The sequence below is a fragment of the Hymenobacter gummosus genome (genome assembly GCF_003970915.1).
Classification (GTDB): domain Bacteria; phylum Bacteroidota; class Bacteroidia; order Cytophagales; family Hymenobacteraceae; genus Solirubrum; species Solirubrum gummosum.
On record NZ_RXOF01000005.1, the window covers coordinates 12,753 to 29,324 of the forward strand.

The following is a 16,572-nucleotide window of genomic DNA, read 5'->3' on the forward strand; positions in this document are numbered from 1 at the left end:
GTGTGGTTGCCCCTTCGCCCTCGGCCCCGGCCCTCTTGCCTTCCTAGTCGCCTGCCCTGATTTTTAGAGCAGCTGCAGCTGCACGCCCGCGTCGGCCAATTGCAAGCGGGCGTTGCTGACCAGCTCATCGGGGTTATCGGCTCCGAACTCGTGGCCGGGCACCAGCAGGCGCTGCGGCCGGGCGTCGACAGCGGCGGCTACCACCTCCGGCGTGAGCCCCGCCAGTGCCAGCCACAACAGCCCGCCGGCCACGTCGTGTATTTCCGCCTCGCCCACGCGGCGCGTCTGCACCGGCACCGACAGGGGCAGCAAATCAGGGCCGCCGGTCATTTTCAGCAACAGCTCGGTGAGCATGGCCGGCCCGGCCGCCACGCCCGCGCGTAGGGGCTGCTGAAACAGTTCCAGCTGCGTCAGCAACTCCGCAGGCCCGGCAATCCGAGGCCGCCACTGCCGGAAATTCGAGGGCACCAGCCGGTAGTAGCGGAAGCCCAAGTCGGGCGCCGGGGCGCCTTCGGCCTGGGCCCTAGTGCGCAACTGCTGGCTTACTTTGGCCAGACGGGTGCGCGTGATGTCGGCAATGGTGCGGTAGCCCGCCTTGTAGGCTTCGGTTTTCTCTTCCACCGGTTCGGGGTACTGCACCAGCAGAAACCGCCGTTGGCTGTCAATCTGGGCGTTCAAAGTCATTACCGCGTGGCCGGTGGAACCTGAGCCGGCAAAGAAATCCATGATCAAATCGTCCGGCCCAGTGGCCAGCTCGATCAATTCGGACAGTACTTCTGTGTTCTTGGGAAACGGGAATACCCCCTTGCCAACCAAGCCTTCGACCTCCAATGTGGCGGAGCGACCGTCGCGATAAAACACCGACGAAAAAGGCTCACTACTGATTTCGGCTAGGTAGCTTTTCCGGTTCGGAATGGTGCTTTCGTCCGGCCCGAAGTGAATGCGCGGCGGCTTCTGCGCGAGGGCCCAGGCTGTTTTGTTCTCGTCCCACCGCCAACCAGTAGAAGGCTTCTTGCACGACTTGCCCGTTACCGGGTGCGGAATATCGTGCCGGGGGCGCGACGCCCGACCGTCGTCGGGCCCGGCAAAGTCAGCCGCGAAATACAGGCCCCGGTCGTCGGACCAGTTATAATGTTTATGGGCCTTGCGGGCGTCACCTTCAGGCAGGCCCCGAAACCACGCCTGCATAGCTTCCCGAATCTTCGCGTGGTCGGCGCCCCACTGCTGCCGCAACGCCTCATACTGCGTCAGCACGGCGTCAACGCCTTTCTTCTTGAGGCGCCAGTTGCCTTTGCCCTGCAGTGCGGCCTTGTCGCGGGCAAAGCATAGCACGTACTCGTGCACGGAGGCAACCAATTTGGCGTCGCCTTTCTTGGAGCGCTGCCAGACCAACTGCGCCACGAAATTCTCCTCCCCGAAGACCTCGTTCAGCAGCAGCCGCAGATTGTGTACTTCGTTGTCGTCGATGGAGACGAAAATCACGCCGTCCTCGCGCAACAAGTTGCGGCACAGGTACAGGCGCGGCCACATCATCGACAGCCAGACGGAGTGAAAACGGGCGCTTTCGCGCATGTTCTTGCCCCATACGTCCTGCCGCCGGAGCTGGCCCAGCTCGTCACGCTGCCCGGCGCGCTGGTCGTGGGCCTCGCGCTCCTCGGCAAAATCGTCGGGATAGGGAAAGGCGTCGCTGCCCGTGTTATAGGGCGGATCGATATAAATCATCTTCACCTTGCCGAAGTACCCGCGCTGCAGCACCCGCAGCACCTCCAGGTTTTCGCCCTCGATGAGTACGTGCCCGGTGTCCGCGAAATCGACGCTGGCCGCAGGGTCGGGCTGCAGGGTGGCGGTGCTGGCCTGCTGCACCTCACGCCGGGCGGCGGCTTTGCCCGCCCAGCGCAGCTCGTAGTGCTCCGGGGCGGCGGGGGCCAGGGCGTCGGCGGCTCCCAGCGCGGCCCGCAGGCGGTCAAAATCAATCCGTCCTTCACTCACCACGTCGGGGAAGAGCTGTTGCAGGCTGCGGATATTTTCGGCGGTAATGTCGAGGGTAAAGCCGTCCATAGCATTTTGTGCAGATACCAAACAGATACAAAATTGAAACAAAATAAGCGGTTTTTAACTCAAATTTGGCAACTACATGTAAATCAGCAGCGGACACAATCTTGCCACTTTTGTCTCAGTTAACAGGGACCGAAATATGGCAATGCAACACCGCGGGGAGATTGTTGCCGAGGCTGTGCGCAAGAGTGGCATTAAGCTGAGCCAGCTGCACCGCGCGTTGGGCATCAGCCGCCCCACGCTGTACCGGCGCTTCGAAGACCCCAACCTGAGCTTTGACTTTATCAAGCGCGTCGGCGCCCTCATTCACTACGATTTTGCGGTGGATTTTAAAGAATTGGCTGCACCTGTTTCCATTGCCGCCGAGCCCATCATACCTTATCAGCTGACCAGCCTAGAAGACTGCAAAGACCAACTCCTGTATGTTTATGGGCTGTATACGGACATGATCCAACGCTACAACGCTTTGTTGGCTAACCGCGAAGAGTAGCTACAAGGTGCTTGTCTGACCGTCATCAGGCACCAGCGCCGATAAAATGTTCCACGAACAACGAACTACAAATGAATATTTTAACAGCAATCAACCCCAACGTTCCACAAATTTAATCGGAAGTTTCACGGCGGTTTCTGCTATTTTTGATTTCGCATCGGCCGGCAGTTGGCCGATGGGCCTCAGAGTGAGTATGTCAGAGAAGCACGAAGAGAAACCCACCCCGACCACGCCGCTGGCGAAGCGCCGCGTGGGGGGCTTGGGCCGTGGGTTGAACGCCCTCATCGAGGGTAGCTACGAGAAAAAGAGCGAGCGGCTGGGCCTGGTGCCCCACCCCGCCAATTCCGTGGGGCTGATTCCGACCGAGCAGATTGAAGCCAACCCGTACCAGCCCCGCACCCACTTCGACCAGGAGGCGCTGCAGGAGCTGGCCGAAAGCATCAAGGTGCAGGGCATCATTCAGCCCGTGACGGTGCGCCAGACCGGGCCCGCCGCCTACCAGCTCATTTCGGGGGAGCGGCGCCTGCAGGCCTCGCGCCTGGCTGGCCTGGAGGCCATTCCGGCCTACATCCGCAAGGCCGACGACCAGCAGATGCTGGAAATGGCGCTGATTGAGAACATTCAGCGCGAAAACCTCAACGCCATCGAAATTGCCCTCAGCTACCAGCGCCTGGTGAGCGAGTGCAACCTGAAGCAGGAGGAGCTGGGCGACCGGGTGGGCAAAAACCGCTCGACCGTCACCAACTACCTGCGCCTGCTCAAGCTGCCGCCCGACATCCAGATCGGCCTGCGCGACAGCGTCATTTCGATGGGCCACGCCCGCGCCCTGCTCAGCGTCGACGACGCGGCGGCGCAGCTGGGCCTGTTTCACCGCATTGTGGCCGAGGAAATGTCGGTGCGCAAGGTGGAGCAGCTGGTGCGCCAGGGCGTAGCGGCCCCGACGGCCAAGAACGCCCCGGCCACTCCGGCTACCGACGCGCCGCTGGTGCCGGTGGCCGAAATCAAGCGGGCCGAGCGGCATTTGTCCGACCGGTTCGGTTCGCGCGTACAAGTAAAACCCACGGCGCAGGGTCGGGGCGAGATTCGCATCAGCTTCGACTCGGCCGAGGACATGCACCGCATCATCAGCATACTGCAACCGGCGTAAGCGGCGTTGTGGGGGGAGCAATTATGAGCCACCCGGATTCCATTCGTTTGAAACGAGCCTCACTGCCCCTCGCGGTGGGGCTGTTTTGTCTGCTGCCCGCCACCGCCACGGTGGCCCAGACCGTCACGGCCGGCCCCGACTCGGTGAAGGTGGAGGCCGGCCCGGCCGTGCCCGACACGGCCCGTATGACCGAGCGCCTGCTGGGCTGGCGCATGACGCGGCCCCGCAAGGCCATCATCCTGGCCGGGGTGCTGCCGGGCGCCGGGCAGGTGTACAACCGCAAGTACTGGAAGCTGCCGCTGGTGTACGCGGCCCTGGGCGGCACCATCTACGGCGAGTACTTCTACTGGACGCGCTACAAGGAGTTCAAAGCCGGCAAGGACGCCCGCGTCGCCCGGGCCAACAACGAAACCGGCCCGCAGACGGTAGATAACGGCCCGAACTCCGGCAACCTGGAAATCTACCCCGCCACGGCGGCTGGCGACGCCAAGCAGCTAAACGCGCTGAACTTCTACCGCCTCCGCCGCGACACCTTTTTTGCCTACATCGGCCTGGCCTACGGCGCGCAGATTCTCGATGCGCTGGTAGATGCCAATCTGTACGACTTCGACGTGAGCGACAACCTCGCGCTGAAGGTGGAGCCGTACGTTCTGCCGCTTTACGGCGCGCCGGCCGCCGGCGTGGCCTTTACCTTTACGCTGCGCCCGACTCCTGCGGTGCCGCGCCGCCACTAATACCCATGAACATTCTCCTGATTGGCTACGGCAAAATGGGCCGCGCCATTGAAGCCCAGGCCCTGAGCCGCGGCCACCAGATTGCCGGCATCATCGACCCCTCGCGCCCCGAGGTGCAGCTCGGCCAGTTCGGCCCCCACAACGCCGACGTAGCCATCGAATTCACGCACCCCGACGCGGCCTTTGCCAACGTGCAGGCCTGCCTGCGCCAGGGCTTGCCGGTGGTGTGCGGCTCCACGGGCTGGCTGCACCACTTCCCCGAAGCCAAGGCCCTGGCCCAGGAGAAAAGCGGGGCGCTGTTCTACGCCTCCAACTACAGCGTGGGCGTGAACCTGTTCTTCCACTTCAACGAGTACGTGGCGGCCAAAATGCACCAGTTCGGGGGCTACGACGTGCAGGTGCGCGAAATTCACCACGTGCACAAGGTGGACCAGCCCAGCGGCACGGCGCTGACGGTGGCCGAAGGCATCATGCGGCACTACCCCGAGAAGAAGAAGTGGCGCAACGACACGGCCGAATCGGCCGAGGAGCTGGCCATTATTTCGGAGCGCCTGGCCGAAACGGTAGGCACCCACGTGGTGACTTACACCTCGCCGGTGGACGTGCTGGAGCTGAAGCACGAGGCCCTCTCGCGCGAAGGCTTCGCCCACGGCGCAGTGCTGGCCGCCGAGTGGCTGCCCGGCAAGCAGGGCGTGTTCGGCATGAAGGACCTGCTCGGTCTGTAACTGGGTAACACGAGGCACGTAACCGGTGACTCGTGTCGATTGTGGGGACGGGCTGTATTTTCGGGGCGGTTGCGCTGAAATGTGGTCTGGCCCCGTTATTCTTGTTGCCCCGTACCCGGCCAATGCCGCTGGCATTTCAGCTCATTCATCGTTACCTCCCAACTTGTCACGTGTCACTTGCCACGTGTTACTTCAAGCTCCTCTGATGGCAGTTACTTTCTGGAAGAAAAAAGAAGCCCAGCAGCCGACCAAGCCCAAAGGCTTCTGGCGCGAGTGGGGCGACGCTATCCTGTTTGCGGTAGTGGCCGCCACGCTCATCCGCTGGGCCACCTTCGAGGCTTACACCATCCCGACGCCCTCCATGGAGCACTCCCTGCTGGTGGGCGACTATTTGTTCGTGAGCAAGCTGCACTACGGCCCGCGCACCCCGCAGACGCCGCTGCAGGTACCGCTGACGCACCAGACGCTGTGGGGCACCGGCATCAAGAGCTACTCCGACGCCATTCAGCTGCCCTCCTACCGCCTGCCGGGCTTCTCCGAAATCAAGCGCAACGACGTGGTGGTGTTCAACGTGCCCTTCGAGGCCGAGCACCCGGCTGATTTGCGCACCAACTACATCAAGCGCTGCGTGGCCATTGCCGGCGACCAGCTGGAGGTGAAGCAGGGCCAGGTGGTGGTGAACGGCCAGCCCCAGCCCAAGTACCCGGACATGCAGAGCAGCTACTTCCTGCAGATACCGGCCCCCGACGACCAGATTCGGGCCGCGTTTCGCCAGTACGGGGTGGTCAACTACGACAACCAGCAGAACGGGGAGCCGTTCCTCATTCAGCACCCCACGTACGGCGTGGGCTACGGCGTGCACATGACGGAAGCCGCCCGCGCGTTTTTCAGCAAGCAGCCGGGCGTGAAGGGCATCATCGATTTGAAGGAGCAGCCCAACCAGCCGGTGGGCCCCAACGAGCAGGCGGTGTTCCCCAACAACCCGGATTCGCCCTACAGCTCGGCCCTGTCGCCGGCGCCCTTCCCGGGCTGGAACAAGGACAACTACGGCCCCATCAGCGTGCCCAAGCAGGGCGAGACGGTGACGCTGACCCGCCAGAACATTCCCATGTACTGGAAAATCATCCTGCGCTACGAGCACAACGAAAACGTGACCATGCAGGGCGACCAGGTGGTCATCAACGGACAGCCCATCACCACCTACACCTTCAAGCAGAACTACTACTTTATGATGGGCGACAACCGCCACAACTCGCTCGACTCGCGCTACTGGGGCTTCGTGCCCGAGGACCACGTGGTGGGCAAGGCCGTGCTCATTTGGATGTCGGTGGACCCCTACGGCTCCTGGCTGAGCAAAATCCGCTGGAACCGCCTGTTCAATACCATCGACTAAATCACGGATTTGACGGATTGCACGGATTTCGTGGACGATTGCAGAGCCGAGGCTTAACAGCTTCGGCTCTGTTGCTTTCCTGCTGAACCTGACAGCTACATGCAAACAGCCTGACCATCTGGTCAGGCTGTTTGATGGGGTAGACAATCGTCTACAAAATCCGTGTAATTCGTCAAATCCGCACGAATCCGTGATTTACCACTGAATGGGCGCCTCGCCGTGCTCCTGCAGGTACTTGTTGGTCTTGCTGAAGGGGCGGGAGCCGAAGAAGCCTTTGTCGGCGGCGTAGGGCGAGGGATGGGCGGCTTTGAGCACCAGATGCTTGCGCTGGTCAATCAGCTCGGCCTTTTTCTGGGCGTAGGCGCCCCAGAGGATGAACACGACGTGCTCCTTCTGCTCCGAAATCTTGCGGATGACTCCGTCGGTAAACTCTTCCCAGCCCTTTTTCTGGTGCGAGCCGGCGGTGGCGGCGCGTACGGTGAGCGTGGCGTTGAGCAGCAGCACGCCCTGCTCGGCCCACCGGTCCAGGTTGCCGTCGGGCGGGCGCGGGGTGCCCAGGTCGTCCTCCAGCTCCTTGAAGATGTTGACCAGGGAAGGCGGCGTGCGCACGCCGTGCTGCACCGAAAAGGCCAAACCGTGGGCCTGCCCGCGGCCGTGGTAGGGGTCCTGGCCCAGAATGACTACTTTGACTTTGTCGAAGGGCGCGGCCTCGAAGGCGTGGAAAATCTGGTTGCCGGCCGGATACACCGTCTGCGTGGCGTATTCCTGCTTGACAAACGCAATAAGCTCCTGAAAATAGGGCTTTTCGAATTCGGGCTGCAACACCTTGCGCCAGCTTTCTTCTATCTTTACACTCATGCCTTTGGGGGTGACGGAATGCGGTTCGGCGGGCCAAACGTAGCCGAGGAGCGTACGTAAACCAAATCCGAAAGGCTGCTGTTAGCTCTTTTACTGCCACACCTGTCGTCATTCCCACGCTCCATGAACTCCACGACCACCCAAGGCGTCACCGTCAGCGTCTCGACCAATTACCTCTCGGAGTACTCCAGCCCGCAGCAGGAGCACTTCGTGTTTGCCTACAAGATTGACATTCGCAACCGCAGCGAGTACACCGTGAAGCTGCTGCGCCGCCACTGGCACATCTACGACGCCAACGGCGTGGTGCGCGAGGTGGAGGGCGAAGGCGTGGTGGGCCAGCAGCCCACCCTGGAGCCCGGCGACGGGCACCAGTACGTATCGGGCTGCAACCTCAAGACCGGCATCGGCAAGATGCGCGGCACCTACCTGATGGAGCGCGTAGCCGACGGCCGCACCTTCGAGGTCGAAATTCCCGAGTTTACCCTCGTGGTGCCGTTCCGCCTGAACTAGCATCACGGATTTGTCCGGATTTCTGCGGATTACCCGGATTTTGTAGACAATTCTACTGCTGCTCGAACATAACAGCGCCGCGGCTTGCAGCCGCGGCGCTGTTGTTTTTGCCTGGGTTCAGAGCGTGTAGCAGTAGGTAGCCTTGGCCGCCACGTAGCTGCCGCGGTTGCTGACGGTCACGCGGTAGTCGCGGACCACGTTGTCGCGGTTGTTGATGTAGCGAAAGTATGTGGCCCGCAGCTCACTCATCACCAGCACGCCGTGGTGGCTGTACGCGTCCACCGCCAGCGCGCTGTGCGGGCTCAGCTGCCAGTGGGCGCCCAGGCCGGCGTAGCCGCCCCAGTTGCCGCGCCGCACCAGCTCGCGGGGCAGCCAGGCGTGAATTTCTTCCTCGGGCACGTAATTGGGGCGGCCACCCAGCCCTACGCCCTGCACCCATTCCGGGTCGTAGTAACTCACATCGACCATGTAGCCCAGGCCCAGCTCCGGGGCCAGCCGCAGCTTGCTACCGGGCCGGCCCAGCAGGTAACGCACGCCGCTGGTCAGCTGCGGCCGGTTGAAGCCCTGCTGGGAGCTGCCGTTGAGCCAGGCCGTAACCTGTCCGTTGGCGTCGCGCTGCAGCACTTGCTTCTGGACTTTGAAGCCCTGTCGCACAGCCGCCCCGCGCACGTCCATCGTCAGCTGCCAGCGGGGCCGTAGCGCGTAACGCACGCCCAGGGCCACCACCGGCCCGCTCAGCCGCCGCATGTAGCGGACTCTGGGCGGCAGGCCGTCGGGGGCGTGCAGCCGGTCGAGGGAAATGCCCGCGCCGGCCCCGGCGGCGAAGCTGAAACGCCCCTGGGCCGGTGCCGCGAGCGGTAGCAGGCCCAGGAGCAACGCGGTGAGTAATCGGCCGCCTGGACGGGCCGGAGGTAAAGTAGTCAACATACAATGCGGCGTTAAGCGGATAAGCGCTGCTTCAACGGCCGCCGGCGCCCGGCAGTATGCCCGGGCGCCGTACTTTTGCGCTTCCTCCTAACCCCGCCGGTTTGATAGCCCAGGCCTTCCGTTACATCCGCTACTGGCTGCGCTCGGGCAACGCCCACGGGCTGCACTCCCCGTTCGTATTTTCGCTCTACCTCGACGTTATCTGCCACACGGGCGCGTTTTACCCCTTCCATAACATCGAGCTGCGCCGCGCCGCCCTGCGCCGGGATACGCGCCGCCTACGCATCACCGACTACGGCGCCGGCTCGCAGACCGGGGCCGGCCGGGAGCGGGCCGTGCGCGACGTGGCCCGGCACGCGGCCAAGCCCCCACGGCTGGCCCAGCTGCTGTTTCGGCTCGTCAACCAACGCCGGCCGCGCACGGTGCTGGAATTGGGCACCTCGCTGGGCCTGACCACGGCCTACTTGGCCTCGGCCGCCACCCAGGCCCGCGTCCTGACCTTCGAGGGCTGCCCCGAAACGGCCGCCGTGGCCCGCGAAACCTTCGAGAAGCTGGAGCTGCGCAACGTGGAGTTGATTGAGGGCAACTTCGATGAAACCCTGCCCGCCGCGCTGGCCCAGCTGACCGAGCCGCTGGACTTCGCCTTTTTCGACGGCAACCACCGCTACGAGCCCACGCTGCGCTACCTGGAGCAGTGTCTGCCCCACGCCACCGCCGACTCGGTATTCGTATTCGACGACATTCACTGGTCGGCCGAAATGGAGCAGGCCTGGGAGGCCATCAAGGCCCACCCCGCCGTGACCTTAACCGTCGATTTGTTCTTCATCGGCTTGGTGTTCTTCCGCCAAAACGCGCCCAAGCAGCATTTTACCCTGCGTATTGAGGGCCGCGGCCTAGGGGTGTAGCTGCAGAACCCGCTGTCATTGCGAGCGAAGCGCGGCAACCGAAAGTAGCGTAGCCAATCGTTCCTCTCGTGGCACGACGGTACAAAAAGCAGAAACCACAAAACGGCACTGCCCGAAACTATAGTTAGTTTCGGGCAGTGCCGTTTTCGTTCTGACGTTTTTGTGGTTTCTGCCAGTTTTGGCGGCGGTGCTGCTAAAGGAAGGATTGCTTCGTCCTTCGTCCTCGCAATGACTGCCACCCAAACCGGCTAACGCACGGCTTCGCGGATGCGGGTGAGGCGCTCCAGCAGCTTTTCCAGGCGGTCGAGCTGCAGCATGTTGGCCCCGTCGGATTTGGCGGTGGCGGGCGTGGGGTGCGTTTCGATGAAGAGGCCGTCGGCGCCGGCGGCAATGGCGGCGCTGGCAATGGTTTGGATCATGTCGGGCTTGCCGCCCGTCACGCCGCTGCTCTGGTTAGGCTGCTGCAGGGAGTGCGTCACGTCCATGACCACCGGCACGCCGAAGCGCTGCATGGCCGGGATGTTCAGAAAATCCACCACCAAGTCGGTGTAGCCGAAGGAGTTGCCGCGGTCGGTGAGGATGACGTGCGGGTTGCCCGACTGCTGCACCTTATCCACGGCAAAGCCCATGGCCTCGCCCGACAAGAACTGGCCCTTCTTGATGTTGACCACCTTGCCGGTTTCGGCGGCGGCTACCAGCAGCTCGGTCTGCCGGCACAGGAAAGCCGGAATCTGCAGCACGTCGACGTACTCGGCGGCCAGCGCGGCTTCGCTCGACTCGTGAATGTCCGTCACGGTGGGCACGCCGATTTCGCGGCCGACTTTCTGCAGAATCTTTAGCGCCGTTTCGTCGCCGATGCCGGTGAAGGAGTCGAGGCGCGAGCGGTTGGCCTTGCGGTAGGAGCCTTTGAAGATGTAAGGAATCTGCAGGCGGTCGGTGAGCTGGCGTACCTGCTCGGCAATGCGCAGGGCCATGTCTTCGCCCTCGATGACGCAGGGCCCGGCCATGAGGAAAAACTGGCCGGAGTTGGTGTTGCGGAAGTGCGGCAGAGCCTGGGCGAGGGTATCAATCATGGGAGTAGCGCGGCGTACGGGCCACGAAAACGAGGATGTGAAAGCAAAATTAGCGGGCGGACTGGTCCGCCCGGCGCCAGAGGCGGTACACGCCGTACGTCAGCAGCGTGGCCAGGGCAAAAAGGGCAACGGTCAGCAGGGCAAAGCCCGGGATGTGGGAGGCGTAGTAGATGGTTTTGCCGTCGAAGTAGTGCCCGGTTAGGGTGTAGGGCAGCTGCGTGAGGGTGTACGTCAGGTAGGCATAGGCCAGCGCGGCCCAGTACACCAGCACCGCCACGAGCGTAAAAACCACCTTTGCGCCGGTAATCAGCCGCTTACGCACGCGAAACAGGTTTGCGCCGCAGGCTGATGAACAGCTCCCGCCCCTGCCGCGGCTTGATGGAATTGCGGGCCGCCTCGAAGTGCAGAAAATCGAAGTAGGGCGCAAACAAGGCGCGGTATTCTTCGCGCGTCCCGCCGAAGGGCGGCCCGTCGCCCGGCCCCACCGGGCCGTCGAACAGCAGGCCCACCAGCTTGCCGCCGGGGCGCAGCAGCTCGGCCACCTTCCGGGCGTAGGCGGGGCGCAGCGCGGGGGCCAGGGCGCAGAAAAAGGTCTGCTCGATGATGAGGTCGAACGGGCCTTCCAGCGTGAAGAAGTCGGCCTCGAGCAGGTGAGCCGCCGGGAAGTCGGGCACGCGCTGCTGCAGGGCCCGCAGGGGCTCGGCGGCGAAGTCGGCCACGAACACCTGGGGCCAGCCGGCGCGGTGCAGAAACTCCGCCTCGTAGGCGCGGCCGGCGCCGGGAATGAGGATGCGGCGCGCATCGGGGGGCCCCAGCTGGGCAAAATAGGCCCGCAGCGGCTCGGTCACGCGGCCGGCGTCCCATTGGTCCTGGCCGGTGGCGTAGCGCTGCATCCAGTAAGCGGCGTCAAAAGCAGATTCGGGCATGGCAAAAACGCGGCGGCGCGGGCTGCGTAAAGTTGCCCGGCTAGTTTATCCGTGTATTTTTGGCGTACAAGGTAATACCGTTGCTAGCCCAACTGGCCCGGATTCATTCACTTTTCCCCGCTTTATGGAACAACAACAAGCTCCCGAACGCCGCAATAACAACCGCTGGCTGCTGCTGGCGGCCCTGGTGCTCGTGCTTGTCGGCATCAACGGCATCCTCTTCTACATGAACCAGCAGAAGAGCAAGCAGAACGAGCAGTTGGCCGCCGACATCAAAGTCAAAGACACCAAGCTGGAGGAGCAGATCAAGCAGTACGAGACGCTCAAGGCCGATTTTGAGCGGCAGAGCCAGGAGCTGCAGGGCATGGGCCTGGCCAATGATTCGCTGGAAGCCAAAATTGCCTCCGTCAACGCCGACTTGCTGAAGCTGCGCTCCTTCCGCGCCAGCTCCTTCTCCGTGGCCGACCAGAAGCGCTTTCAGCAGCGTGCCCAGAACTTCGAGCGGCAGCTGCGCCAGAAGGACGAGGAAATCGTGCAGCTGAAAAAGGACAACGAGATGCTGTTCACCGAGACGCAGACCCTGAAGGAGCGGCAGAACAAGCTCACCGACACCATCGGCACCATCGCGCGCACCAACCAGGAGCTGAGCGAGAAAGTGGCCATTGCCTCGCGCCTGCGGGCCGAAAACATCCGCGTGGGCGTCGTCAACCGCCGCAACAAGGAAGACGACGACGACAAAAACGAGTTCAAGGCCAAGAAAGTCGAGAAGATTAAGGTGACCTTCAACCTGGCCCAGAACGACGTGGCCCCCAAGGAAACCAAGCAGATCATGATGCGTCTGCTGGAGCCCGACGGCGCGGCCCTTTACAACCTGAGCACCGGCGGCGGCACCTTCCTCATCGACGGCAACGAAGCCTTCTACACCGCCAAGCAGGAAATGGTGTACGACAACACCCGCCAGGGCGTGCAGTTCCTGTACGCCAAGGGCACCGACTACAAAACCGGCCCGCACACCGTGGAGCTGTACGCCGACGGCTACCTCATCGGCAAGACTACCTTCACGCTGAAATAATCACGGATTCTTGCGGATTTTTCGGATTACACGGATTTCGTGGACGATTAAGTCGCCAGCCGATTACGCAAAAAGCCCCGCCGGATTCGTCCGGCGGGGCTTTTTGGTTACTGCATATTCATTCACGCCGCCGTGGCTCCCCCTCTCCTTTTTTGGAGAGGGGGCCGGGGGGTGAGGCGAACGTGAGGCGCCGCTACGCCGGTTGCTGCTGGGCCTCGCTCAAGCTGGCTTCGAAGGCTTCCAGCCGGGCCAGGGTGGATTTGATGTCCTCGGTGAAAATGGTGATGACCGAGCCTTCCTTGGCCGTCTGCAGCACGTAATCGATGGCATCGGGCTCGGTTTCGATGTAGGTGATGGGCAGCTCGGGCTTATCGGCGGTGAGGCCCAGGCGCATCAGGCGCTCCAGCTCCTCGGCGGTTTTGCCGCGCAGGTCGCGGTCCTGACGCAGCACTACCTCGTCGAAGATGCGGCCGGCCACGCGGGCGTAGCCGATGGTGTCCTCCTCGCGCCGGTCGCCCAGGCCCGACACGATGCCAACCTTGTGCGTGGCGGGCGTCGCGTCGAGGAACTCGGCGAATTTCTCGATGCCGTGGGTGTTGTGGGCGTAGTCGACGATAACCTCGAAGGAGGGGAAGCGGAACACGTTCATGCGGCCCGGCGTCTTGCTGGTGACAAAGGTGCGCAGCCCGGTCTTGATGTCGTCCTTGTCGAAGCCGTAGCAGTACGCGGCCAGGGCAGCCGCCAGGGCGTTTTCGATGTTGAACTTGGCCCGGCCGCCGAAGGTCACCGGCAGCTCCACGGCCCGGTCGATGCGCAGCTTGTAGCTGTTGCGGTAGATGGTCAGGTAGCCTTCCTCGTACACCGCGGCCAGCCCGCCGGCTTCCACGTGCTCCCGGATGCGGGGCGAGTCGTCGTCCATGCTGAACAGGGCCACGTTGCAGTCCACCCGCTCGCGCATGGCGTAGGTGTAGTCGTTATCGGCGTTGAGCACGGCCCAGCCGCCCTTGCGCACGGTGCGCGGCAGCACACCCTTCACCTCGGCCATTTCCTCCACCGTGTGAATGTCCTTGAGCCCGAGGTGGTCGGCGGCCACGTTGGTTACCACGGCCACGTCGCAGTAGTGGAAGCCCAGGCCCGAGCGCAACATTCCGCCGCGGGCCGTTTCGAGCACGGCAAAGTTCACCGTCGGGTCTTTCAGCACGAACTCGGCACTCTGCGCCCCGGTACAGTCGCCGCTCTGCAGCTGCCGCCCCTGGATGTAGATGCCACTCGTCGTGGTGTTGCCCACCTTGTAGCCCTTGGAGGCCACGATGTGCGCCAGCAGCTGGGTGGTGGTGGTTTTGCCGTTGGTGCCCGTTACGGCGAAGATGGGGATGCGCGCGTTGCTGCCCTGCGGAAACAGCATGTCCACCACCGGGGCGGCCACGTTGCGCGGCAGCCCCTCGGCCGGCGAAATGTGCATGCGGAAGCCCGGGGCGGCATTCACCTCGATAACGGCGCCGCGGGTTTCGTTCAGCGGAATGGCAATGTCAGTGGTCAGCACGTCGATGCCGCAGATGTCGAGGCCGATGATGCCGGCTACGCGCTCGGCCATGAGCACGTTGTAGGGGTGCATCAGGTCCGTCACGTCGGTGGCCGTGCCGCCGGTGCTGATGTTGGCCGTGCTCTTCAAATACAGCACCTCCCCCGCCGGCAGCACCGACTTGGCCGTCAGGTCGCGAGCCTTCAGAATCTGCTGGCTGTGCTTGTCGATTTTGATTTGCGTGAGCACCTTTTCGTGCCCGACGCCGCGGCGCGGGTCCTTGTTCACCTCGTCCACCAGTTGCTGAATGGTGCTGACCCCGTCGCCGGTCACGGCCGCCGGGGTGCGCTTGGCCGCCGCCACCAGCTTGCCGTTCACCACCAGCAGGCGGAAGTCGAAGCCCTCGATGAACTGCTCCACGATGACGGCGCGCGAGTATACCTGCGCCGCCACCAGGCCGGCTTGGGCCTCCTTCCAGTTCTTGATGTTGATGGTGGCGCCCTTGCCGTGGTTGCCGTCGAGGGGCTTGGTCACGATGGGGTAGCCCAGTTCCTCCACCGCGTCCTTCAGCCCTTCCACCGAGTACACCGTGGTGCCGCGGGGCACCGGCACGCCAGCGGCCTTGAGCATGCGCTTCGTGCGGTTCTTATTGCCGGCAATTTCCACCGCCGCGTGCGAGGTCAGGGTGGACGTAGTGGCCCAGATGCGCTTCTGATTCACGCCATAGCCCAGCTGAATGATGCTGGAGCCTTCGAGTTGAATGTAGGGAATGCCGCGCGAGGCCGCCTCGGCCACGATGCTCCAGGTGCTGGGTCCGAAGAACTCGTCTTCCCGGATTTCGTGCAGCTCGTCGACGATGGCTTTGAGGTCGTACTTTTCCCGGCGCAGCAGCTTGTTAACCAGGTCCACGGCGGCTTCGGCGGCCACGCGGCCGGCCCGCTCCTCCTGGTACTCAAACAGCACGATTTCCTGCCCCTCTTCGTAGGCCGGGCGGGTTTTGCCCCAGTTCAGGGGCATGCCGGCCAGGCGCTGCAGTTCCAGCGCCACCTGCTGCACCACGTGGCCCCACGGCTCCCCGTCGGTCAGCTGCTCCAGGGTCAGGGGCGGGTGCTTGGCGTTGTCGCGGGGATTGGTGCTGCGGCTCTGTTCCAGACCGGGCAGCAGCTTGAGCAGGCGCGCCGGAAAGCCCTTGGCCGCGTTGCTCCAGGTGCCGGCCAAATCCTCCAGATCCAGCTTCAGCACAATGAGTTTGCGGTGCTTGACGGACCAGTAGCTCGGGCCGCGCATGGTGCGCAGGTCGATAATCTTCATGGGGCTAGGTGTTGAGAGAAGTGGGAGGGTGCCGGCTTCTACGGCGCGGCCAGGGTGGAGGATATGGCTCAGATGGCTTGAAACGGCCTTTTTGCTGGTAAAAGCTCCCGCGCTCCGACCGCGGACAACCGTAGCAGCCAAACCGGGTGTGACTTAGCCGCGCGGTGCGGCCCGGATTCTGTCGGCGGGGTGGAGCAAGAGCAGATTCAGCAAAGCATATTACAATGCGCAAAGGCTTATTCAATAGCCACAAAGCGCATTTCCCTCAAAATATACAACACAACCCCTAATTACTAACAGTTTATCAGGCACTTATCCGAACGCCGCGTGGTTGTATGCGCAGGGTGTCTAACAGCACCTTGTTTGGAATAAGGAGAAAAGCCGTTGCCCCTTGGGCACGGCTTTTTTGCGTTTGGGGGCATCCGGCGCCCGTCAGAAAAAAAATTTACGGGCCGGAAATCCGGTCCGCGTCTACCCTTCGTAGGTCTGAGTGTCCGGCCAAAGCCGGCACGCTAGGTTTGCCCAAAGCCCCCGTCCTCTGGACCGGGGCTTTATGCGTTTTGGGGCCTCCCGATACGACTCCCCGATTTCGTATCTTAAACCATGTTCCGTCGAATCGACCCGCAAACGGTACGGCTGCGCTTGTCCGTCCTCTTGGTGCTGCTGGGCTTAGGCACCTATATCGTAGGTGTGGCCCTTGGTTGGGTCGAACCGGACGGAGCGCCCCGGCTGTATTATATGAGCTGCCTGCGTCCGTAAAACCGTCGCAGCTCAGTTCGTGATACGCCAAACCAGGCCGACAAATGCAAAACGCCCCGCAGCTGTTGCTGCGGGGCGTTTTTTGGAGAGGTGACGAGCGGATTCGAACCGCTGTAGGAGGTTTTGCAGACCTCTACCTAGCCACTCGGTCACGTCACCTTGATG

General features: G+C 63.0%; 15 protein-coding genes and 1 tRNA gene. 8 read left to right on the forward strand and 8 right to left on the reverse strand.

Going from position 1 to position 16,572, the window contains the following annotated elements; translation table 11 throughout:
• Positions 1 to 63: 63 nt before the first annotated feature.
• A complete protein-coding gene (locus tag EJV47_RS10105) occupies positions 64 to 2,058 on the reverse strand; it encodes a site-specific DNA-methyltransferase (RefSeq protein WP_126693038.1) in 1,995 nt (664 codons plus the stop codon).
• A 136-nt stretch (positions 2,059 to 2,194) separates the two neighbouring features.
• On the opposite strand from EJV47_RS10105, the gene EJV47_RS10110 reads away from it, so the two are divergent.
• From EJV47_RS10110 to lepB, 5 genes are all read left to right on the forward strand, one after another.
• A complete protein-coding gene (locus tag EJV47_RS10110) occupies positions 2,195 to 2,545 on the forward strand; it encodes a hypothetical protein (RefSeq protein ID WP_126693039.1) in 351 nt (116 codons plus the stop codon).
• 193 nt (positions 2,546 to 2,738) lie between these two features.
• Complete coding sequence (locus EJV47_RS10115; protein WP_126693040.1) at positions 2,739 to 3,692, forward strand: ParB/RepB/Spo0J family partition protein; 954 nt, start codon at positions 2,739 to 2,741, stop codon at positions 3,690 to 3,692.
• Between the two features lie 47 nt (positions 3,693 to 3,739).
• Positions 3,740 to 4,426, forward strand: coding sequence for a DUF5683 domain-containing protein (locus EJV47_RS10120; RefSeq protein WP_126693041.1), 687 nt, complete (start codon positions 3,740 to 3,742; stop codon positions 4,424 to 4,426).
• Positions 4,427 to 4,431: 5 nt separating this feature from the next.
• Positions 4,432 to 5,151, forward strand: coding sequence for a 4-hydroxy-tetrahydrodipicolinate reductase (gene dapB, locus EJV47_RS10125; RefSeq protein WP_126693042.1), 720 nt, complete (start codon positions 4,432 to 4,434; stop codon positions 5,149 to 5,151).
• A gap of 205 nt (positions 5,152 to 5,356) precedes the next feature.
• Positions 5,357 to 6,544, forward strand: coding sequence for a signal peptidase I (lepB, locus tag EJV47_RS10130; RefSeq protein ID WP_126693043.1), 1,188 nt, complete (start codon positions 5,357 to 5,359; stop codon positions 6,542 to 6,544).
• 195 nt (positions 6,545 to 6,739) lie between these two features.
• Here lepB and EJV47_RS10135 read toward each other — a convergent pair whose 3' ends face one another.
• On the reverse strand, positions 6,740 to 7,402 hold the full coding sequence (locus EJV47_RS10135; RefSeq protein ID WP_126693044.1) for a uracil-DNA glycosylase: 663 nt from the start codon (positions 7,400 to 7,402) through the stop codon (positions 6,740 to 6,742).
• Between the two features lie 123 nt (positions 7,403 to 7,525).
• Between EJV47_RS10135 and apaG the strand changes: the two genes are divergently transcribed.
• A complete protein-coding gene (gene apaG, locus EJV47_RS10140; RefSeq protein WP_126693045.1) occupies positions 7,526 to 7,912 on the forward strand; it encodes a Co2+/Mg2+ efflux protein ApaG in 387 nt (128 codons plus the stop codon).
• A gap of 117 nt (positions 7,913 to 8,029) precedes the next feature.
• Here apaG and EJV47_RS10145 read toward each other — a convergent pair whose 3' ends face one another.
• Positions 8,030 to 8,839 (reverse strand): hypothetical protein, encoded by an 810-nt coding sequence (locus EJV47_RS10145; RefSeq protein ID WP_126693046.1) that lies wholly within the window; start codon positions 8,837 to 8,839, stop codon positions 8,030 to 8,032.
• Between the two features lie 101 nt (positions 8,840 to 8,940).
• Between EJV47_RS10145 and EJV47_RS10150 the strand changes: the two genes are divergently transcribed.
• Positions 8,941 to 9,744 carry an O-methyltransferase gene (locus EJV47_RS10150; RefSeq protein WP_243651099.1) on the forward strand — a complete coding sequence of 268 codons (804 nt, stop codon included), beginning with the start codon at positions 8,941 to 8,943 and terminating at the stop codon, positions 9,742 to 9,744.
• A gap of 248 nt (positions 9,745 to 9,992) precedes the next feature.
• Here the strand turns inward: EJV47_RS10150 and kdsA are convergent, their stop codons facing one another.
• The 3 genes from kdsA to EJV47_RS10165 are packed head-to-tail and all read right to left on the reverse strand — an operon-like array spanning position 9,993 to position 11,743.
• Positions 9,993 to 10,817 carry a 3-deoxy-8-phosphooctulonate synthase gene (gene kdsA, locus EJV47_RS10155; protein ID WP_126693048.1) on the reverse strand — a complete coding sequence of 275 codons (825 nt, stop codon included), beginning with the start codon at positions 10,815 to 10,817 and terminating at the stop codon, positions 9,993 to 9,995.
• 49 nt (positions 10,818 to 10,866) lie between these two features.
• Positions 10,867 to 11,109, reverse strand: coding sequence for a hypothetical protein (locus EJV47_RS10160; protein WP_126693049.1), 243 nt, complete (start codon positions 11,107 to 11,109; stop codon positions 10,867 to 10,869).
• Between the two features lie 22 nt (positions 11,110 to 11,131).
• Positions 11,132 to 11,743: a methyltransferase domain-containing protein gene (locus EJV47_RS10165; protein WP_126693050.1), complete on the reverse strand. Its 612-nt coding sequence runs from the start codon at positions 11,741 to 11,743 to the stop codon at positions 11,132 to 11,134.
• A gap of 124 nt (positions 11,744 to 11,867) precedes the next feature.
• Between EJV47_RS10165 and EJV47_RS10170 the strand changes: the two genes are divergently transcribed.
• Positions 11,868 to 12,815 carry a hypothetical protein gene (locus EJV47_RS10170; RefSeq protein WP_126693051.1) on the forward strand — a complete coding sequence of 316 codons (948 nt, stop codon included), beginning with the start codon at positions 11,868 to 11,870 and terminating at the stop codon, positions 12,813 to 12,815.
• Positions 12,816 to 13,008: 193 nt separating this feature from the next.
• Here the strand turns inward: EJV47_RS10170 and cphA are convergent, their stop codons facing one another.
• Complete coding sequence (gene cphA, locus EJV47_RS10175) at positions 13,009 to 15,648, reverse strand: cyanophycin synthetase (RefSeq protein WP_126693052.1); 2,640 nt, start codon at positions 15,646 to 15,648, stop codon at positions 13,009 to 13,011.
• A gap of 847 nt (positions 15,649 to 16,495) precedes the next feature.
• Positions 16,496 to 16,566, reverse strand: a tRNA-Cys gene (locus tag EJV47_RS10180).
• Between the last annotated feature and the right edge of the window lie 6 nt (positions 16,567 to 16,572).